The sequence below is a fragment of the Microbacterium sp. NPDC057741 genome (assembly GCF_042798735.1).
In the GTDB taxonomy this organism is placed as follows: domain Bacteria; phylum Actinomycetota; class Actinomycetes; order Actinomycetales; family Microbacteriaceae; genus Microbacterium.
The window spans coordinates 593552-612407 of sequence record NZ_JBHVJW010000002.1; the positions used below are offsets into that span (position 1 = coordinate 593552).

Consider the following 18856-nt stretch of genomic DNA (forward strand, 5'->3'; position numbering starts at 1 on the left):
GGGTGGCGTCCGCGCGGTCCATCAGACCCGCGATGCGCGGCGATCTCTGATTCACTGTGATGGCGGATCATCGAGGGGACGGAGCAGGCATGCGCGAGACGGTGACGATCCTGAGCGGCGACGGAATCCTCGGGCTCCTCGACCTCGCGGCCTATGAGGCGGAGGTCGACTGGGACCGGTTCGATCCCGACCTCATCGATCACTTCGACCGGGAGCTCGCCGCGGGGCACGGCGTCGTCTGGCAGGCGAGTCCGCTCGGCGGCGACGAGTACCAGGTGGTGTTCACCGACGAGCCCTCCGGGGCGAAGAGCCACAGGGAGCTGACCGCCGGGATCACCGCCATAGGCGGGAGGCTGCAGCTCGCCTCGTACGAGGCGATCACAGCCGCCGCAGACGGTGCCGCGCTGCCGGTGTCGTGGGAGGCGGACGCCGTCGTCGACGTGCCGGCAGGTCCGCTTGCCGTGACCATCAGGCAGCTGTTCGACCCGCTCGCTGCGACGGCGGCGGGCGATGGGCCGAGCTTCGAGATCGTCCTGACGCCGGGCACCCGCACGGCGACCGGCGAGAGGTACTGGCGCGATGACGACGCAGCTGATGCGGGGACCGACGGACCGGACATCGTCGAGGAGCGCCCGTCGAGAGGTATGGCCGCCCTGTTCGAGGCGGTCGCGGCGGTCGACGGCGCGCCGCTGTTCGAGTCCGCCGAAGGCGAGGTCGGCGTGTATGCCGCAGCGATCGGCGCCGACATCCGCAATGCTGCGGTCGCCCGCGCCGTCGCGCTTCTCGGAGAACCGACCGATTGGGCTGCGCAGTACTTCGACCTCGATCAGCCGGGCTGGCAACAGGTCATCGTCGAACGGTCCGGCGCCGTCGTCGGATTCGCCTCCGACGGACGTGTGAATGAGATCAGTGTTCGGATGCGCCCGCTCGGGGATCTCCCGGATCGGCAGGCGCATCACCCGGACCCCGCCGCCGTGCTGCGGAACGGCGCGCTGACTCGCGCGGCCTTCCGGGCCGCGTACCCGGAGTGGACGGAAGCACCGCGTGGTGCGGACTGCGCGATTGTCGGTTCCGCGACGATCCTGGCGCTCTATCGGAGCGAACGGGACGCCGCGGGTGATGAACTGATCGGCACGGTGATCCTGCGCCCGTCGGCGTGATCGGCAGACGCCAGGAGACTGGCGCGGTTCGCTGCGCAGAGCGACCCGCCGGCACTGCCGGAACAGGCGGACTGGCCGTCAGCCGCGCAGCGGCCCGAAGAACGCGCGCATGTCGTCGAGCAGCATCTGCGGCTCCTCGAGTGCGGCGAAGTGCCCGCCGCCATCCTCGACGTCGGTCCATCGCTCGATGCGGTGATGCGGCTCCTCGGCGAAGCGGAGGCCCACGTCGTGCGCGAACACGATCACGGCGGTGGGAACACCGGAGCTCGGCTTGGGAGCGTCCCACGCCGTGGTGAGCCCGTAGGTCACCAGTGCCGCTGATCCGGCACTCGCCGTGAACCAGTACAGCGAGGCGTTGTCGAACACGAAGCGTTCGCCGAGCACATCGATCGCGTCCGCCTCGGCCGGATGCGTCCACGCCTGCAGCTTGTCGTGGATCCAGGCGAACTGCGCCACCGGGCTGTCGGCAGCCATGGCTCCGATCAGGCCGGGTCGGGTGGACTGGATGGAGATGTAGCCGAACTCGCGCTGCATGAACTCGCCCACTCTGCGCAGCCGGTCGCGCTCCACCGGCGTGAGTGCGGCGGCGGTGTCTTCGTCGAGGTCGCCGACGAAGCTGCCCAGCGAGCCGTTCACGTGCACGCCGATCACCCGCTCGGGGGCCAGCCGGCCGAGCTCGGGGGCGACCGCCGCACCGTGGTCGCCGCCCTGGACGGCGAAGCGGTCGTATCCGAGGCGCGTCATGAGTTCGAGATAGGCGGCGGCAGTCCGCTCCGCGGTCCAGCTGTCGTCTGCGAGCGGGGTCGAGAATCCGAATCCCGGATGCGAGGGGATGATCACGTCGAAGGGCATCTCGGCATCCTCCGTGAGCGGCGCGATGAGGCCCTCGAACTCGAGGAACGAGCCGGGCCAGCCGTGCAGCAGCAGGATGGGCACCGCGCCCGGGTGCGGCGACCGCACGTGCACGGCATGGATGGTCTGGCCGTCGACGTTCGTCACGATCTGAGGCAGCGCGGCGAGGCGGTTCTCGGTGGCCCGCCAGTCGTGTTCCGCCCAGCGTGCGACGAGCTCGGCGAGCACCGACACGGGCACGCCGCGGTCCCAGCCGTCGCCGGGCAGGGGGTGGGGGAGGCGTGCCGCGCGCAGCCGCGCGCGCAGGTCGTCGAGCGCCTCGTCGGAGATCTCGATGCGGAAGGGGAGGACGGCGTCCGTCTGCTGTGCGTTCATGTCTCCATGCTCCAGCGCTTTCCGGTCGCAATATGACCGGAAAAGTGAGAATGATGGAGTCATGACGCGCACGACCGGCCGCACTCTCGCCCTCCTCTCGCTGTTGCAGGTCAGACGAGACTGGACCGGCGCAGAGCTCCGCGAGCGACTGGAGGTGAGCGACCGAACCCTGCGCCGCGACATCGACGATCTACGCGAACTCGGATACGGCATCGAGGCCACCCGCGGTCGCCACGGTGGCTACCGACTCGGCCCCGGCGCCAGCGTTCCGCCGCTCACGCTGCTCGACGACGAGTCCGTCGCCATCGCCGTCGGGCTCCGCGCTGCGGCGGCGAGCGTGGTGACGGGGATGGAGGAGGCCGCCGGACGCGCCCTCGCCAAGCTCGAGCAGTCGCTCTCGGCGGCGGCCCGCACCCGGATCGCCGAGGTGGAGCGGGCGATGGTGCGTCTCGATCCGGCCGAGGGCGGCGGTGTCGACCTCGAAGTGGTCACCGCGCTCGCCGCGGCGATCTCCGCCCGCCGCAGGCTGCGCATCGACTACACCCGGCACGACGGCGCCGAGGTGCGCCGCATCGTCGAGCCGTATCGGATCGTGCACACGGACGCTCGCTGGTATCTCGTCGCGCGCGACGCGGAGCGCGAGGAATGGCGCACGCTGCGCGTCGATCGCATCCGCCGCCCGTTCGCCCTGCCGGAGGAGTTCACCGAGCGGGAGGTCCCGGATGACGCGGTGCGTCGCTTCACCGCGCGCAGCATCACGATCGCGCCCTACCCGTTCCGCGCGCGGGTGCGGATGCAGGCGCCGGCCGCGGAGGTGCGGCAGCGGTTCGACGTGACGACCGCGACGGTGACTGCGGACGGCGAAGAGAGCTGCATCCTCGAGGCGGGGTCGCGCGATCCGGAGGAGTTCGCGCTCTACCTCGGGATGTCGGGCTTCGGTTTCGAGATCCTGGAGGGGGAGGAGGTGCGGCAGGCGGTTGCGGCCGTGGGGGAGCGGTTGCGGAACGCGGTGTTGTGAACTGTATACGCTGAGTGCGCAAAATGATGATCTTTATCCATCGGGCGGCACTTATGTATACAATGAGGCCATGCGTGCAAGCGACCGGGCCTATGCCGAGCTGCTGGAGGACATCCAGTCCGGCGCCCTGCCGTCCGGTTCCGTGCTCGGCGAGGTGGAGCAGGCCGAACGCCTCGGCGTGAGCCGCACCCCGCTGCGCGAGGCGCTGCGCAGGCTCGTCGCCGACGGGCTCGTGGTGCAGCAGTCGCCGCGCGTCACCGTCGTCGCCGACCTCGACGCCGACGACATCCGGTCGCTGTTCGAGATCCGCCGCGCACTCGAGGAGACCACTGCGCGACTCGCGGCCGAGCGCGGCGACGCCGAGGCCTTCCGCGCCCTGGCATCCGAGTTCGCCGACGTCGATCTCTCGCTGGCCGTCGGCCGCGACGCGTACTACGCGCTGATAGCCCGGCTGGATGCCGCGCTCGACGCGGCTGTCGCCAACGACTACCTCAGCTCGGCGCTGCGCACCGTGCGCACCCACCTCGTACGGGTGCGCCGGATGGCGCGCGACAAGCCCGAGCGGCTCGCGGCATCCGCCGCCGAGCACCTCACGATCGCCCGCGCGCTCGCCGCGCGCGACGGCGATCTCGCCGCCCACGCCACGCACGTGCACCTGCACAACGCGCTCACCAGCATCCTGGAGTCTTTGGACCAGCAGAGCTCCCTGTCCTCTGAAAGTGAAGGAACCCAATGACCGTCTCCCACCACGTCCGCGTGTACCGCTCCGAAGAGGATCTGCCCCGCGAGGAGCAGCTGGCCTGGAAGATCGCCCAGGTCGCCACCGACCCCGTCGAGGTCGACGCCGACGTCGTCGACATGATCATCAACCGCATCATCGACAACGCCTCAGTCGCCGCGGCGTCGCTCACCCGCGGGCCGATCAACGCCGCCCGTGCACAGGCGTTCAACCACCCGGTGTCCACCGGCGGCGCCGGCTCGACCGTGTTCGGCGCCGCGCTCGACCACCGCACCAGCCCGGAGTGGGCGGCATGGGCGAACGGCGTCGCCGTACGCGAGCTCGACTACCACGACACCTTCCTCGCGGCGGAGTACTCGCACCCCGGCGACAACATCCCGCCGATCCTCGCGGTCGCGCAGCATGCGGGGCGCGACGGCCGCGACCTCGTGCGCGGCATCGCCACCGGCTACGAGATCCAGGTCGATCTGGTGAAGGCGATCTCGCTGCACGCGCACAAGATCGACCACGTCGCCCACCTGGGGCCGTCGGCCGCCGCCGGCATCGGCACCCTACTCGGCCTCGACGCCGAGACCATCTACCAGGCCATCGGCCAGGCGCTGCACACCACCACCGCCACCCGCCAGAGCCGCAAGGGAGAGATCTCCACCTGGAAGGCGCACGCGCCGGCGTTCGCCGGCAAGATGGCCGTCGAAGCCGTCGACCGGGCCATGCGCGGCCAGACCTCGCCGTCGCCGATCTACGAGGGCGAGGACGGCGTGATCGCCTGGATGCTCGACGGCAAGGACGCCTCCTACGACGTGCCGCTCCCGGCCGCCGGCGAGGCCAAGCGGGCGATCCTCGACACCTACACGAAGGAGCACTCCGCCGAGTACCAGGCGCAGGCGCTCATCGACCTGGCGCGCAAGCTGCACGGCGAGCACCCGGAGCTCATCGACCCGGCGAACGTCGCGTCGATCGTGATCCACACCAGCCACCACACGCACAACGTGATCGGCTCGGGCGCGAACGACCCGCAGAAGTACGACCCGACGGCCTCACGCGAGACTCTCGACCACTCGATCCCGTACATCTTCGCGGTGGCGCTGCAGGACGGCGCCTGGCACCACGTCGACTCGTACCTGCCTTCGCGCGCGGGGCGGGCGGACACGGTCGAGCTGTGGCACAAGATCACCACGGCGGAGGACGCTGAGTGGACGCGTCGGTACCACTCGATCGATCCGGCCGAGAAGGCGTTCGGCGGCCGCGTGGAGATCACGCTCGCCGACGGCACGACGCTGACCGACGAGATCGCCGTCGCCGACGCGCACCCGCTCGGCGCCCGGCCGTTCGCCCGCGCGAACTACATCGCCAAATTCCGGATGCTGGCCGAGCCGGTGCTCGAGCCGGCCGAGATCGAGCGCTTCCTGGAGCTCGTCCAGCGTCTGCCCGAGCTCACCGCGGCCGAGGTCGCCGAGCTCAGCATCATCGCCAAGCCCGGCCTGCTCGAGGCCGCCCCGGCCCCGGCCGGACTGTTCTGACCCGCCAGAATCGCGGAGAAATGCAGAATCTCGGAGGACTCTCTCCGGAACTCTCCGGGATTCTGCAGATCTCCGAAGTTGTGAGGAGCTGAGAATGCTGTACTCGAACACCACCCCCGCCGAGAAGCGCCGCCTGTTCCGCGAGCGGCTCGCCTCGGGTGAGCTGCTGCGCTTCCCCGGCGCGTTCAACCCGCTGTCGGCCCGGCTCATCGAGCGCAAGGGCTTCGAGGGCGTCTACATCTCGGGTGCCGTGCTGTCGGCCGACCTCGGTCTGCCCGACATCGGCCTGACCACGCTCACCGAGGTCGCCGGTCGCGCGAAGCAGATCGCCCGGATGACGGACCTCCCCGCCATCGTCGACGCCGACACCGGCTTCGGCGAGCCGATGAACGTGGCCCGCACGATCCAGGAGCTCGAGGACGCAGGCCTGGCCGGCACGCACATCGAGGACCAGGTCAACCCGAAGCGCTGCGGCCACCTCGACGGCAAGTCCGTCGTCGACCAGGACACCGCCATCAAGCGGATCCGTGCAGCGGCGGATGCCCGGCGCGACCCGAACTTCCTGATCATGGCTCGCACCGACATCCGTGCCGTCGAGGGATTGGACGCGGCGATCGACCGCGCCAAGGCGCTGGTGGATGCCGGCGCCGATGCGATCTTCCCCGAGGCGATGCGCGACCTGAGCGAGTTCGAGGCGATGGCGAAGGCCCTCGATGTGCCGATCCTCGCCAACATGACGGAGTTCGGGAAATCGGAGCTCTTCTCGGTCGACCGGCTGCGCGACGCGGGCGTCAACCTCGTGATCTGGCCGGTGTCGCTGCTGCGCATCGCGATGGGCGCGGCGGATCGCGCGCTCGACACCCTGCTCGATGAGGGGCATCTCACGTCGAAGCTCGGCGAGATGCAGCACCGCGCCGACCTGTACGACCTGATCGACTACGAGCAGTACAACCACTTCGACCAGGGAGTGTTCAACTTCACCGTCGAGCGCTGACCGCGGTCGGCCCGACGAGGCCTCGAGTCCGCCGCCCGCCGCTCAGCTCCGGTCGCATTCGTTGTGGGTGTGCGTGGGCTGGGACCCGCATCCGTTGGGACCGGAGCTGCAGGAGCAGGAGCCGGGCGGCTACGGCAGGCGGGCGGCGTACTGCGATCGGATGCCGGGGACGGGCGCGCCGGGCACGGCATACGATCCGTCCTCGTCCCAGGACGGACGCGTACCGGTGAGCGCCCAGGCCGCCTGGGTGGCGGCGCCGAGCGCGACGTACTCCTGCGGCTCCGGCACGACGACCGGCAGATCGAAGACCTGCGCGGCGACGGTCTGCACGGCCTGACTCTGTGCCGCACCGCCGATGAGCAGGATGCGGGTGGGGGCGACTCCGTGCGCGCGGATGGCCTCGAGCCCCTCGGACAGGCCGCAGAGCACGCCCTCGATCGCAGCCCGGGCGAGGTTCTCGCGGGTGGTGCTCGAGAGGGTCATGCCGAACAGGGTCGCCGTGGCATCGGGCAGGTTCGGGGTGCGCTCGCCCTCGAACCACGGCTGCAGCACCAGCCCGGCGGAGCCCGGTTCCGCAGCCAGCGCCAGTTCGCTGAGTTCGGCGTGGTCGACGCCGAGCAGTACGGAGGTGGCATCCAGCACCCGCGCGGCGTTGAGTGTCGCGATCAGTGGAAGCCAGCCGCCCGCGGCATCCGCGAATCCGGCGACCGTGCCGGCGGCGTCGTGCACCGGGGCACCCGTCACAGCGAACACCGTTCCTGAGGTGCCGATCGAGACCACCGCATCGCCGCTGCGCGCGCCCAGACCGAGCGCCGCGCCGGCGTTGTCGCCGGCGCCCGCGCCGACGACGAGATCCGGCCCGGCGACCGACTCGGCAGGCCCGAGCACGCGCGGCAGCACGACATCCGCCGCGTCCCGGCGCAGCGCGAGGGAGAGGATGTCGCGGTCGTAGCCGCCCGCGCCCCAGTAGCCGGTGCCGCTGGCATCCGAGCGGTCCGTGACCAGCTCGTCCAGCCGCGGGTTCTCCGGACCGAAGCCGCGCAGTCGCCAGGTCAGCCAGTCGTGCGGCAGCGCGACGGCGGCGACGCGGGCGGCGTTCTCGGGTTCGTTGTCGGCGAGCCAGCGCAGCTTCGTCACGGTGAACGATGCCACGGGCACGATGCCGGTGCGCCGGCTGAACTCGTCGGCGCCGAGCTCGGTGACCAGGTCGGCCGCGGCCCCGGCCGAGCGGGTGTCGTTCCAGAGCAGAGCGGGGCGGATCACCCGGCCCTCGGCATCGAGGGCCACCAGGCCGTGCTGCTGTCCGGCGATCGAGACGGCCGAGACGCCGTCCAGCCCGCCGGCCTCAGTGAGCGCGTGCTGCAGCGCGACCCACCACGCCTCGGGATCGACCTCGGTCCCTTCAGGATGCGAAGCGCGGCCGCTGCGCACCACGGCGCCCGTGGATGCATCCCGCACCACGACCTTGCACGACTGCGTCGACGAGTCGACTCCGATCACCAGCGCCATGCGCGGCATCCTTTCATGTCTGGCCCAGGCGTTCCCGCGTGAGACCCCGAGGTCTGAGCGAGACCCCACTCAGGAAGCGGGGTCTCGTGCAGAACTCGGGGTCTCGGCGCGGTCTCGCGGAGAACTCGGGGTCTGGTCAGCGCGCGCCGAGCAGGTGCTCGGTGGCGAGCTGCTGCAGGCGCACGAAGCCGAAGCCCTTGCCGCCCAGGTACGCATCGGCGTCGAAGTCCTCGTAGGCGCTGCGGTCGGCGAGGAAGTCGTCGTAGCTCTCGCCCGGGTTCAGGGTGGGCTGCGACAGCTCGGCGACCTTCGCGGCCTCGAGCGCCTCCTGCACCTCGGGGTCGGCGCGGAAGGCGGCCGCGCGCTCCTTCAGCAGCAGGTAGGTGCGCATGTTGGCCGCGGCCGAATCCCACACGCCGTTCTCGTCCTCGGTGCGGCTGGGCTTGTAGTCGAAGTGGCGCGGGCCGTCGTAGGCGGGGACGCCGCCGGGGCCGCCGTTCTCGAGCAGGTCGACCAGGGCGAACGCGTTGTGCAGGTCGCCGTGGCCGAACACCAGGTCCTGGTCGTACTTGATGCCGCGCTGGCCGTTCAGGTCGATGTGGAAGAGCTTGCCGTGGTACAGCGCCTGGGCGATGCCTGCGGCGAAGTTCAGGCCCGCCATCTGCTCGTGCCCGACCTCGGGGTTCAGGCCCACGAGCTCGGGGCGCTCCAGCGAGTCGATGAAGGCGATCGCGTGACCCAGCGTGGGCAGCAGGATGTCACCGCGCGGCTCGTTCGGCTTCGGCTCGATCGCGAAGCGGATGTCGTATCCCTTGTCGGTGACGTAGTCCCCGAGCAGGTTCACGGCCTCGCGGTAGCGCTCCAGCGCCGCGCGGATGTCCTTGGCGGAGTCGTACTCGGCGCCCTCGCGGCCGCCCCACATCACGAAGGTCTTGGCGCCCAGCTCGGCGCCGAGGTCGAGCTGGCGGAACACCTTGCGCAGCGCGAAGCGGCGCACCTGGCGGTCGTTCGACGTGAAGCCGCCGTCCTTGAACACCGGCGCGCTGAACAGGTTGGTGGTGACCATCGGCACGATCAGGCCGGTGTCGGCCAGGGCACCCTTCAGTCGGTCGATCTGGGTCTGCCGTTCGGCATCCGTCGAGCCGAACGCGAACAGGTCGTCGTCGTGGAAGGTCAGGCCGTAGGCGCCGAGCTCCGCGAGCCTCTCCACGGCGTGCACGACGTCGAGCGCAGGTCGGGTGGGGCCGCCGAAGGGGTCGGTGCCGTTGTAACCGATGGTCCAGAGGCCGAACGAGAACCTGTCCGCCTTGGTGGGGGTGAGTGCCATGATGATCCGCCTGAAGCTCGTCGATGAAATGTTGTAGGGCAGAACATATCAGGACGATCGAGCGGATGCAACGTCTCAGCCCTGTGCGGGAGCCGTGGACTCCCGAGGCACCAGCACCGCCGTCATCCGGACGTGCTCGCGCTCGCCGCCGTCCAGCAGTCGCAGCAGCAGCTGTACCGCGGCCGCGCCCATCTCGGCGAGGGGCTGGCGCACAGTGGTCAGCTGCGGCACGTGTGCCGCAGCCTCCGGGATGTCGTCGAAGCCGATCACCGAGAGGTCGTCGGGTACTCGCAGCCCGCGCTCGCGCGCCACGCGGATCAGTTCGATCGCGGAGAGATCGTTGGCGGCGAACACGGCCGTCGGGCGGTTCTCGCGATCGAGCAGCTCGTGCGCGCCGGCGGTGGAATCCATCGCGCGGTACCCGCCGTCGGCGACGAGTGCCGGATCGAAGGGGATGTCAGCGGCTTCGAGTGCCTCGCGGTAGCCCTGCTCGCGCTGCTGCGCCGAGACGAGGTCGGTGCGGCCGCGAAGGTGGCCGATGCGACGATGCCCGAGTGAGATCAGGTGCTCGGTCGCGGCGCGCGCCCCGTCGACGTTGATCACGCTCACGGTCGCCGGGCCGTCGTCTCCGGCGTGCGGATCGATCGCGACGATCGGCACGGGGCCGTCTGAGGGGGTGGTGGTCGGCGTCACGATGATGGCGCCGTCGATGAGGGTGCCGCCAAGGCGCGACAGTGATCGACGCTCCCATCCCTGGTGCTCGCCGGCCGAGACGCTGCCGGCGTAGGCGAGCACGTCGAACCGGGTGTCCTCCAGTGCGGACGAGACACCGCGCAGCAGCTGCAGGGCGAAGGGCTCGAACTCGGCGACGAGCACGCCGATGACGTTGGTCTGCCGCCGGCGCATCGAGGTGGCGACAAGGGAGCTCTCGTAGCCGAGGTCGTCGACGACGCTCAGCACGTGGCTGAGGGTCGTCGCGGAGACGCCGTCGCGGCCGTTGATGGCCTTGGAGACCGTGGCGACCGAGACGCCGGCGGCCTGTGCCACGTCATGGATGGTGATCCGCGCGTTCATGTCGCCTATCCTAGGTTTCGAAAACGTTATCGATAACGATTGACACGATCGCGTCGGGGTGGCAGAGTTGCCGACGTTCCCATTCGGTGCAGTTGGCAACAAATACCCCCTGTTCATCTGCACCCACTCGATGATGAGGAGAGACACAGCATGAAGGTACGCAAGGCCTGGGCGGCAGCCGCAGCTGTCGCCGCGCTCGGAACGCTCGGGCTGACCGCCTGCTCCGGCGGATCCGGCGATGCGGATGCCGGTGGCAAGGTCACGATGACGATGTGGCACAACTCCACCACGGGCGACGGCAAGCAGTACTGGGACGACGCCGCGGCAGCGTTCCACAAGGAGAACCCGGACGTGACGATCAAGGTCACCTCCATCCAGAACGAGGACATGGACGGCAAGCTGCAGACCGCCGTCAACTCCGGCGACATGCCCGACATCTTCATGGCGCGAGGCGGCGCAAAGCTGGCCGACATCGTCAGCGCCGGCAAGGTGAAGGACCTGACCGACAAGATCGATCCCGACGTGAAGAAGGCATTCGGCGATGCGCCGTTCAGCGCGTTCACCGTCGACGGCAAGCAGTACGGCATGCCCAGCGCCGTGTTGCCGGGCGGCATGTTCTACAGCCAGGATCTCTTCGAGAAGGCCGGTATCACCGCGGAGCCGACCACGGTCGAGGAGCTCGGTGACGCCGTCGCCAAGCTCAAGGCCCAGGGAATCTCGCCGATCGCGCTCGGCGCGAAGGACGCCTGGCCCGCCGCGCACTGGTACTACTTCTTCGCACTGCGCTCCTGCAGCCAGGACGTGATCGAGAACCTCGCCACCAAGGCCGACTTCAGCGACAAGTGCTGGCTCACGGCCGCGCAGAACCTGGATGACTTCGCCCAGATCGAGCCGTTCAACAAGGGCTTCCTGACCACGTCGGCACAGCAGGGCGCGAACTCCTCCGCAGGCCTGGTCGCCAACCACAAGGCGGCCATGGAGCTCATGGGCGCATGGGACGTCGGCGTGATCGCCAGCCTGACCCCCGACAAGAAGCCGCTGCCCGACCTGGGCTGGTTCCCCTTCCCGGAGGTCACCGGCGGTGACGGCGAGGCCGGCGCGATGATGGGCGGCGTCGACGGCTACTCCTGCTCGAACGACTCCCCGGCTGCCTGCGAGGAGTTCCTCAACTTCGTCTCGTCGAAGGAATGGCAGGAGAAGTACGCGGTCGCGTTCCAGACCATCCCGGCCAACCAGGATGCCGTGGGCGCAGTGACCGACCCGTCGCTGAAGCCGCTGATGGCGGCCTACCAGAAGGCACCGTACGTCTCGCTGTGGCTCGACACCGCGCTCGGCCAGAACGTCGGCAACGCGCTGAACACCAGCGTCGTCGAGATGCTCGCCGGGCAGGGCTCGCCCAAGAAGCTGATCGAGACGGTCAGCGCCGCCGCGGCGAGGGGCTGATCCGCACCATGTCGCATGCTCAGGCCGTCGCGGCTCCCACCGTGCCTGAGGGGAACGACAGCACCGGGGCCGGCATCATGCCGGCCCCGGTGCGCCGGACCCCGCGCGCCGACTGGCGCAAGCGCGGCGAGATCGCGCTGCTCTCCGGCCCCGCCCTGCTGCTGTTCCTCGGATTCGTCATCTTCCCGGTGCTCATGGCCGGGTTCTACGGATTCTTCAAGTGGAACGGCTACGGCTGGCCGACCGAGTTCGTCGGTCTGAACAACTATGTGCTGATGTGGCAGGACGAGACGTTCCGCGCCGCCGTCTCGCACAACTTCATCATCGTCGTGCTGTCGCTGGTGATGCAGGGGCCGATCGCCATCCTCTTCGCTCTGCTGCTGAACCAGAAGATCCGCGGGCAGTCGCTGATCCGCGTGCTGATCTTCACCCCGTACGTCATCGCCGAGGTCGTCGTCGGCATCGGCTGGAGCCTGATGCTGCAGGATGCCGGGGCGCTGAACTCCCTGCTCGAGAAGATGGGCCTGGGGGCCTGGCAGCAGTCCTGGATCGCCGATCCTGCGATCGCGATCTGGTCGCTGATGATCATCCTCACCTGGAAGTACCTCGGATTCGCGGTGATCCTCATGCTCGCGGGCATGCAGTCCATCCCCGAGGAGCTCTACGAGGCCGCCGCGATCGACGGCGCCGGGTTCTGGAAGATGCAGTGGAGCATCACGCTGCCGCTGCTCGGGCCGACCATCCGCATCTGGGCGTTCCTGTCGATCATCGGCGCGCTGCAGCTGTTCGACCTGGTGAACATCATCTGGGGGCAGTACATCGCCTCAACGGCCGGCACCTCGACCATGGCCACCTACATGTATCAGAACGGCCACCTGGCCGGGAACTACGGCTTCGGCAATGCCGTCGCGGTGATGCTGTTCCTCATCTCGCTCGTCGTCGCCCTGGTCTACCAGCGGCTCGTGCTGCGTCGCGACACCGAGGGCGCGCTGACCGGACCGGCACGCGGGAAGCGCAGGAAGGGCCGCAAATGAGCACCGACACCCTGAAGACGTCCGTCGCGATCCGCGCCGTGGGCGGCCGCGGGCGCCGCGAGAGGCCGCGCCTGCGCTGGGGCAGCCCCGGCGTGTATCTGCTCGCGGTCGTGCTGATCGCCATCTGCATCACCCCGGTGCTCTACGTGATCATCGGCGGGTTCCGCAGCAACTCCCAGATCACCATCGATCCCTCCGGATGGCCGGCTCCGTGGGAGCTGGACAACTACGGCACCGTGCTGTCCTCGAGCGAGTTCTGGACGGCCATGCTGAACTCCACCATCTCGGCGCTCGGCACCACCCTCGGGGCGGTCGTGCTCGGCGTGATGGCGAGCTACGTCATCGCGCGGTACGACTTCGGCGGCAAGGGACTGATGTACTCGCTGTTCGCGGCGGGTCTGATGTTCCCGATCACGGTGGCGATCACGCCGCTGTACCTGCTGATCCGCAACCTCGGCCTGGTGAACAGCCTGGCCGGCATCATCCTGCCGCAGATCGCTTTCGCCCTGCCGGTGACCATCATCATCCTGGTGCCGTTCCTGAAGGCGATCCCCGACGAGCTCGAGGAGGCCGCGGCCATCGACGGCGCCTCGCGGCTGGGCTTCTTCTGGCGCATGGTGATCCCGCTGAGCCTGCCCGGAGTGATCACCGTCGGAATCCTGGCGTTCGTCGGTGCCTGGAACGGATACATGCTGCCGCTGTTCATCCTCAACGACCAGAACCTGTTCACCCTGCCGCTCGGCGTGCAGAACTTCGCTTCGCAGTACTCGGTCGACACCGCCAAGGTGCTCGCCTACACCTCGCTGTCGATGCTTCCCGCGCTGGTGTTCTTCAGCCTGTTCGAGCGCCGCATCGTCGGCGGCCTGACCGGTGCGGTGAAGGGATGACGACCTTGCCTGAGACGACCACGGAGACCTCTTCCATGACTTCCCCTCTTCCCGCCCTCCCACTGGCGACGCCGCGTGTGAACGCGCTGCTCGCCGAGATGACGCTGGAGGAGAAGGCCGCCCAGCTGGTGGGCTACTGGCTCGACCAGGGCGGCGAGGTCGTCGCCCCGATGCAGAACGAGATGGCGCGTTCCGACGGCGCGCTCGCCGAGATCACGCGGCACGGAATCGGGCACTACACCCGGGTGTACGGCACCCGGCCCGTCGACCCTGCTGAACGTGCGGCGTGGCTGTGGCAGGAACAGCGCCGGCTGCGCGCCGAGACCCGTCTCGGCATCCCTGCGCTCGTGCACGAGGAGTGCCTGACCGGTCTCGCGGCCTGGAAGGCGGCGACGTTCCCGACACCGCTGGCCTGGGGCGCGTCCTTCGACCCCGGGCTGGTGGCGGATATGGGTGCCCTGATCGGCGAGTCGATGCGCGACCTCGGCGTCCATCAGGGTCTGGCGCCCGTGCTCGACGTCGTGCGCGATCCGCGCTGGGGACGCGTCGACGAGTGCATCGGCGAGGACCCGTACCTGGTCGGCACCGTGGGAACCGCCTACGTGCAGGGCCTGCAGTCGGCCGGCGTGCACGCCACGCTGAAGCACTTCCTGGGCTATTCGGGCTCGCGCGCCGGCCGCAACCACGCGCCCGTCTCGGCCGGTCCTCGCGAGGTCGCCGACGTCTTCCTGCCGCCGTTCGAGATGGCGATCCGCGACGGCGGTGTGCGCAGCGTGATGAACAGCTACGCCGAGATCGACGGCGTGCCCGTGGCATCCGATCCTGCGCTGCTGACCGGCCTGCTGCGCGAGCGGCTCGGGTTCGACGGCGTCGTGGTGGCCGACTACTTCGCGGTCGCGTTCCTCGAGGTGATGCACGCCGTCGCCGCCGATCGCGGCGAGGCTGCGGCGCTCGCGCTGACCGCGGGAATCGACGTGGAGCTTCCCTCCGGCGACGCCTATCTCGCGCCGCTGGTGGAGCGCGTGCGTGCCGGGCTGTTCGACGAGGCCTATCTCGATCGGGCGGTGACCCGTGTGCTGCTGCAGAAGGAGCAGCTGGGGCTGCTCGAGCCGGACGCCTTCGCCGACGAGCCTCCCGCTGCCATCGACCTGGACACGCCGCGGCACCGCGCAGTGGCTCGGCGGCTGGCCGCCGAGTCGCTGGTGCTGCTGTCGAACGACGGTGCCCTGCCGCTCGCGACGGGTGCACGACGAATCGCCCTGATCGGCCCGAACGCGGACCGGACCGCGGCGCTGCAGGGCTGCTACTCGTTCGCGAACCACGTGCTGGCGCACCACCCCGGCCATGAGCTCGGGTTCCGCATCCCCACCGTCGGTGAGGCGCTGGCCGCGGCGGTTCCGGATGCAGGCATCGTGCACGCACCCGGCTGCGAGGTCGAGGGCGACGACCGCTCCGGCTTCGCACAGGCCGTCTCCGCGGCGGCGCAGGCCGAGGTCGCCGTGGTCGTCGTCGGCGATCAGGCCGGCCTGTTCGGCCGCGGCACGGTCGGCGAGGGCAACGATGTGGAGTCGCTCGAGCTGCCCGGCGTGCAGCGCGAGCTGGTGCAGGCACTGGTCGCCACCGGCACCCCCGTCGTGATGGTGCTGATCGCCGGTCGCCCCTACGCGATCGACTGGGCGCTGGACGGCGACGGCCCGCGTCCCGCAGCCGTGCTGCAGGCGTTCTTCCCCGGGGAGGCCGGCGGCGAGGCGATCGCCGACGTGCTGACCGGCGCCGTCGCGCCGAGCGGACGGATGCCGGTGAGCCTGCCCCGCTCGTCGGGTGCGCAGCCGTACAGCTACCTGCATCCGCGGCTCGGTGGGCCATCGGACGTGACCTCGACCGATCCGACGCCGCTGCGGCCGTTCGGCTTCGGGCTGAGCTACACGACCTTCGCGTACGACGACCTCGATGTGTCGCCCGAGGCGTCGACGGACGGCTGGTTCACGGCATCCGTCACGGTGCGCAACACCGGCGGCACGGCCGCCGACGACGTCGTGCAGCTCTACGGCCACGACCCGGTCGCGAGCGTCACCCGGCCCGTCGCGCAGCTGCTCGGATACGCCCGGGTGCAGCTGGCGCCGGGAGAGAGCCGCCGTGTGCGCTTCGATGTGCCGGCCGCGCGCTTCGCGTTCACCGACCGCGGTCTCACGCGCATCGTCGAGCCGGGCGCCGTGCGGGTGTGGGTCGGGGCGCATGCAGAGGCCACGCCGCCGGCATCCGATCCGAAGGACGTCACCGGAGGCGCCATCTCGAACGAGCGGCCGCGTGCGGAGCGTGCGCTGCCGGGCGGGGCGACGGTGCCGGCGACGGTGCTGCTCACCGGTGGCGTGCACGAGGTGACCGGCGCGGACGCTCGGCTGGTGGAGGTGTCGATCGCGTGATGGCACGCGCCACCCGCCGGTCGCCCGACGACCGGATCGGTAGCCTGGGACGATGAGCGAACGCGCGACGACGGTCGAGGGGGTGCGCCGCACCAACCTCGCCGAGGTGCTGCGGCTGGTGCATCATGGCGGACCGCGCTCGCGCGCCGTCATCACTGCCGAGACCGGGCTGAACAGGTCGACGGTGTCGGATCTGGTGGCGCGGCTCGCCGCAGCCGGCCTGGTGCGTGAGCACGACCCCGATCCGACCCGCCGCGTCGGCCGGCCCTCGCCGATCGTCGCGCCCAGCCCCGACGTCGTCGCCATCGGCGTGAACCCCGAGATCGACGCGATCGAGATCGGCGCGGTGTCGCTCGGCGGCACGGTGCGGCTGCGCGAGCGCATCGCGGTCAGCGATCCGGATGTCGCCGAGGTGGTCGAGATCGTCGCGCGCGCCGTCGGCGCCTGGCGGTCTGCCGAACTCGCCGGCTGCCGCATCGTCGGCGCCGGCGTCGCGGTGCCCGGCCTGGTGCGCGCCGAGGACGGACTGGTGCGCTTCGCCCCGCACCTGCGGTGGCATGACGCCGACATCGCCGGCCCGCTCGGCGCGGCCATCGATCTTCCCGTCGTCGTCGGCAACGACGCCACCTACGGCACCCGTGCGGAGCGGCTGTTCGGCGCCGCGCGTGAGCACGGCGACGTGGTCTACCTCAACGGCGGCGCCAGCGGCATCGGTGGCGGGCTGGTCCTGCATGGGCAGCTCATCGGCGGCTCCGGCGGTTACGCCGGCGAATGGGGCCAGACGGCCGCAAGCCTGACGGATGCCGCGGATCGCCGCGCCCCGGGCGGCGTGCTCGAGGACGAGGTGAACCGGGCGCGGCTGGTCCGCGCGACGGGACTCAGCGCCCCCGATGACGCCGAGCTGGAGCAGGCGCTGTCCGCCTCGGACGAGGCTCGGAGCGAAGCTGAGCGGCAGCGCCGCATCCTCGCCGCGACACTGAGCAACTCCGTGAATGTGCTCAACCCGTCGATGATCGTTCTGGCCGGCTTTCTCGCCAGCCTGCGCGAGATCGACCCGGACGGCTTCGACGAAGAAGTGCGGGCACGGGCTCTGGCGGCATCCGCCGAGCGTCTGGAACTGGCATCCGCGGCGCTGGGCGCCGACCGCCTGCTTATCGGGGCGGCGGACGCCGCCCTGGAGCGGCTGCTGTCCGACCCGCTCGGCTGAGCGCAGATTCAGGAGGAGGCCCGATGGGCGAGGAACGCAACTGGGCCGGAAACGTCCGCTACCGCGGCACGGTCGCGCACCCGGGAACGATCGATGAAGCGCGTGCGCTCGTCACCTCCGGCGGGCCGGTGCGGATGCTGGGCACGCGGCACTGCTTCAACGACATCGCCGACACCGCCGGCACTCTCATCGCCCTCGACCGCATGCCTGCGGTGTGCGAGATCAGCCCCGAGCGCGATGCCGTGCGGGTCTCGGGCGGACTGCGGTACGGCGACATCGCGCCTCGGCTCGAGGCCCAGGGGCTGGCGCTCGCGACCCTGGCATCGCTGCCGCACATCTCGGTGGCCGGAGCCGTGGCGACCGGTACGCACGGATCGGGTGACGCGATCGGCTCGCTCGCGACCGCGGTGCGCGAACTGACCCTGCTCACTGCATCAGGCGAAGTCCTGAACCTGCGCCGCGGCGACCCGCGGTTCGACGGCGCCGTGGTCGGGATCGGCGCCCTCGGCGCCGTGCTCGAGCTGGTGCTCGACGTCGAGCCGACCTACGCCGTCGCACAGCGCGTGTATGAGCATCCGCGCTGGGACGCGATCCTCGACGACCTCGACGCGGTGACCGGCGCGGGCACCAGCGTCAGCATCTTCACGACCTGGCAGCGCACCGACTGCGCCGACCAGCTCTGGATCAAGCAGCGCGGCTCCGACGACCTCGCCGGCGACCTGCCCGGGCGGCTGAGTGCGGTGCCGGCCACCGTGAAGCGACATCCGATCCTCGGCGTCGACGCCGAGGCGTGCACGGATCAGGGCGGCGTGCCGGGGCCGTGGTTCCAGCGCCTGCCGCACTTCCGGCTGGAGTTCACGCCCTCGGCCGGTGCCGAGCTGCAGAGCGAATATCTGGTGCCGCGACGCGACGCCGTCGCGGCGATCGAGGCCGTCCGCGTACTCGCCGACCGGATCGCCCCGCTGCTGCTGGTCAACGAGGTGCGCACGGTCGCGGCCGACGAGCTGTGGCTGAGCAGCGCGCAGGGCGCCGATGCGGTTGGCCTGCACTTCACGTGGCGCCCCGACGAGCCCGCGGTGCGGGAGCTGCTGCCCGACCTCGAGGCCGCGCTGCCGGTGACGGCAAGGCCGCACTGGGGCAAGGTCTTCACGCTGGACGGTGCCGAGGTGCGTCGCCGCTACGCCCGCTGGGACGATTTCGCGGCGCTGCGCGCCGAGCTCGACCCCGACCGCCGCTTCGTGAACGAGTACCTGGGGCGCCTCGGCCTCTGATCCCCTGTAGGCAGAAGGGCAGG

At 70.3% G+C, this 18856-nt stretch carries 15 protein-coding genes; 11 read left to right on the forward strand and 4 right to left on the reverse strand.

Features of this window, described 5'->3' with window-relative positions; translation table 11 throughout:
• Positions 1-89: 89 nt before the first annotated feature.
• The gene (locus ACFVDO_RS09795; RefSeq protein WP_378859964.1) at positions 90-1160 is read left to right on the forward strand and encodes a hypothetical protein; all 1071 of its coding nucleotides are present in this window, start codon (positions 90-92) and stop codon (positions 1158-1160) included.
• Positions 1161-1238: 78 nt separating this feature from the next.
• Here ACFVDO_RS09795 and ACFVDO_RS09800 read toward each other — a convergent pair whose 3' ends face one another.
• The gene (locus tag ACFVDO_RS09800; protein ID WP_378859963.1) at positions 1239-2387 is read right to left on the reverse strand and encodes an epoxide hydrolase family protein; all 1149 of its coding nucleotides are present in this window, start codon (positions 2385-2387) and stop codon (positions 1239-1241) included.
• A gap of 61 nt (positions 2388-2448) precedes the next feature.
• Here ACFVDO_RS09800 and ACFVDO_RS09805 point away from each other — a divergent pair, with 61 nt between their 5' ends.
• The 4 genes from ACFVDO_RS09805 (at position 2449) to prpB (ending at position 6658) form a co-directional block, all read left to right on the forward strand.
• On the forward strand, positions 2449-3405 hold the full coding sequence (locus ACFVDO_RS09805; RefSeq protein ID WP_378859962.1) for a helix-turn-helix transcriptional regulator: 957 nt from the start codon (positions 2449-2451) through the stop codon (positions 3403-3405).
• A 70-nt stretch (positions 3406-3475) separates the two neighbouring features.
• Positions 3476-4141 carry a GntR family transcriptional regulator gene (locus ACFVDO_RS09810; RefSeq protein WP_378859961.1) on the forward strand — a complete coding sequence of 222 codons (666 nt, stop codon included), beginning with the start codon at positions 3476-3478 and terminating at the stop codon, positions 4139-4141.
• Complete coding sequence (locus ACFVDO_RS09815; protein WP_378859960.1) at positions 4138-5664, forward strand: MmgE/PrpD family protein; 1527 nt, start codon at positions 4138-4140, stop codon at positions 5662-5664. Before ACFVDO_RS09810 ends, ACFVDO_RS09815 begins: the two co-directional genes overlap by 4 nt.
• Before the next feature lie 94 nt (positions 5665-5758).
• Complete coding sequence (gene prpB, locus ACFVDO_RS09820) at positions 5759-6658, forward strand: methylisocitrate lyase (protein WP_378859959.1); 900 nt, start codon at positions 5759-5761, stop codon at positions 6656-6658.
• 129 nt (positions 6659-6787) lie between these two features.
• Here prpB and xylB read toward each other — a convergent pair whose 3' ends face one another.
• The 3 genes from xylB to ACFVDO_RS09835 all read right to left on the reverse strand — a co-directional run bounded on the left by xylB (position 6788) and on the right by ACFVDO_RS09835 (position 10568).
• A complete protein-coding gene (gene xylB / locus ACFVDO_RS09825; protein WP_378859958.1) occupies positions 6788-8167 on the reverse strand; it encodes a xylulokinase in 1380 nt (459 codons plus the stop codon).
• 136 nt (positions 8168-8303) lie between these two features.
• The gene (gene xylA, locus ACFVDO_RS09830; RefSeq protein WP_378859957.1) at positions 8304-9494 is read right to left on the reverse strand and encodes a xylose isomerase; all 1191 of its coding nucleotides are present in this window, start codon (positions 9492-9494) and stop codon (positions 8304-8306) included.
• Between the two features lie 75 nt (positions 9495-9569).
• Positions 9570-10568 carry a LacI family DNA-binding transcriptional regulator gene (locus ACFVDO_RS09835; protein ID WP_378859956.1) on the reverse strand — a complete coding sequence of 333 codons (999 nt, stop codon included), beginning with the start codon at positions 10566-10568 and terminating at the stop codon, positions 9570-9572.
• A gap of 150 nt (positions 10569-10718) precedes the next feature.
• Between ACFVDO_RS09835 and ACFVDO_RS09840 the strand changes: the two genes are divergently transcribed.
• From ACFVDO_RS09840 to ACFVDO_RS09865, 6 genes are read left to right on the forward strand one after another with little or no spacing between them, the layout of a single operon-like run.
• A complete protein-coding gene (locus tag ACFVDO_RS09840; RefSeq protein WP_378859955.1) occupies positions 10719-12011 on the forward strand; it encodes an extracellular solute-binding protein in 1293 nt (430 codons plus the stop codon).
• A gap of 8 nt (positions 12012-12019) precedes the next feature.
• Positions 12020-13045, forward strand: a complete 1026-nt coding sequence (locus ACFVDO_RS09845) for a carbohydrate ABC transporter permease (protein ID WP_378886857.1) — start codon at positions 12020-12022, stop codon at positions 13043-13045.
• On the forward strand, positions 13042-13932 hold the full coding sequence (locus tag ACFVDO_RS09850) for a carbohydrate ABC transporter permease (RefSeq protein WP_378858859.1): 891 nt from the start codon (positions 13042-13044) through the stop codon (positions 13930-13932). The genes ACFVDO_RS09845 and ACFVDO_RS09850 overlap by 4 nt, the downstream gene beginning before the upstream one ends.
• A gap of 35 nt (positions 13933-13967) precedes the next feature.
• Positions 13968-16355 (forward strand): glycoside hydrolase family 3 N-terminal domain-containing protein, encoded by a 2388-nt coding sequence (locus ACFVDO_RS09855; protein WP_378858860.1) that lies wholly within the window; start codon positions 13968-13970, stop codon positions 16353-16355.
• Positions 16356-16407: 52 nt separating this feature from the next.
• Positions 16408-17562: an ROK family protein gene (locus tag ACFVDO_RS09860; protein WP_378858861.1), complete on the forward strand. Its 1155-nt coding sequence runs from the start codon at positions 16408-16410 to the stop codon at positions 17560-17562.
• 23 nt (positions 17563-17585) lie between these two features.
• Entirely contained in the window at positions 17586-18833 is a 1248-nt protein-coding gene (locus ACFVDO_RS09865) for a D-arabinono-1,4-lactone oxidase (protein ID WP_378858862.1), read from the forward strand.
• Positions 18834-18856 lie beyond the last annotated feature (23 nt).

What these genes read in the sequence shown, in the direction of transcription:
- ACFVDO_RS09795 (WP_378859964.1), top strand. Translation starts at nt 90, where the DNA reads ATGCGCGAGACGGTGACGATCCTGAGCGGCGACGGAATCCTCGGGCTC.
- ACFVDO_RS09800 (WP_378859963.1), bottom strand. Translation starts at nt 2,387, where the DNA reads ATGAACGCACAGCAGACGGACGCCGTCCTCCCCTTCCGCATCGAGATC.
- ACFVDO_RS09805 (WP_378859962.1), top strand. Translation starts at nt 2,449, where the DNA reads ATGACGCGCACGACCGGCCGCACTCTCGCCCTCCTCTCGCTGTTGCAG.
- ACFVDO_RS09810 (WP_378859961.1), top strand. Translation starts at nt 3,476, where the DNA reads ATGCGTGCAAGCGACCGGGCCTATGCCGAGCTGCTGGAGGACATCCAG.
- ACFVDO_RS09815 (WP_378859960.1), top strand. Translation starts at nt 4,138, where the DNA reads ATGACCGTCTCCCACCACGTCCGCGTGTACCGCTCCGAAGAGGATCTG.
- prpB (WP_378859959.1), top strand. Translation starts at nt 5,759, where the DNA reads ATGCTGTACTCGAACACCACCCCCGCCGAGAAGCGCCGCCTGTTCCGC.
- xylB (WP_378859958.1), bottom strand. Translation starts at nt 8,167, where the DNA reads ATGGCGCTGGTGATCGGAGTCGACTCGTCGACGCAGTCGTGCAAGGTC.
- xylA (WP_378859957.1), bottom strand. Translation starts at nt 9,494, where the DNA reads ATGGCACTCACCCCCACCAAGGCGGACAGGTTCTCGTTCGGCCTCTGG.
- ACFVDO_RS09835 (WP_378859956.1), bottom strand. Translation starts at nt 10,568, where the DNA reads ATGAACGCGCGGATCACCATCCATGACGTGGCACAGGCCGCCGGCGTC.
- ACFVDO_RS09840 (WP_378859955.1), top strand. Translation starts at nt 10,719, where the DNA reads ATGAAGGTACGCAAGGCCTGGGCGGCAGCCGCAGCTGTCGCCGCGCTC.
- ACFVDO_RS09845 (WP_378886857.1), top strand. Translation starts at nt 12,020, where the DNA reads ATGTCGCATGCTCAGGCCGTCGCGGCTCCCACCGTGCCTGAGGGGAAC.
- ACFVDO_RS09850 (WP_378858859.1), top strand. Translation starts at nt 13,042, where the DNA reads ATGAGCACCGACACCCTGAAGACGTCCGTCGCGATCCGCGCCGTGGGC.
- ACFVDO_RS09855 (WP_378858860.1), top strand. Translation starts at nt 13,968, where the DNA reads ATGACTTCCCCTCTTCCCGCCCTCCCACTGGCGACGCCGCGTGTGAAC.
- ACFVDO_RS09860 (WP_378858861.1), top strand. Translation starts at nt 16,408, where the DNA reads ATGAGCGAACGCGCGACGACGGTCGAGGGGGTGCGCCGCACCAACCTC.
- ACFVDO_RS09865 (WP_378858862.1), top strand. Translation starts at nt 17,586, where the DNA reads ATGGGCGAGGAACGCAACTGGGCCGGAAACGTCCGCTACCGCGGCACG.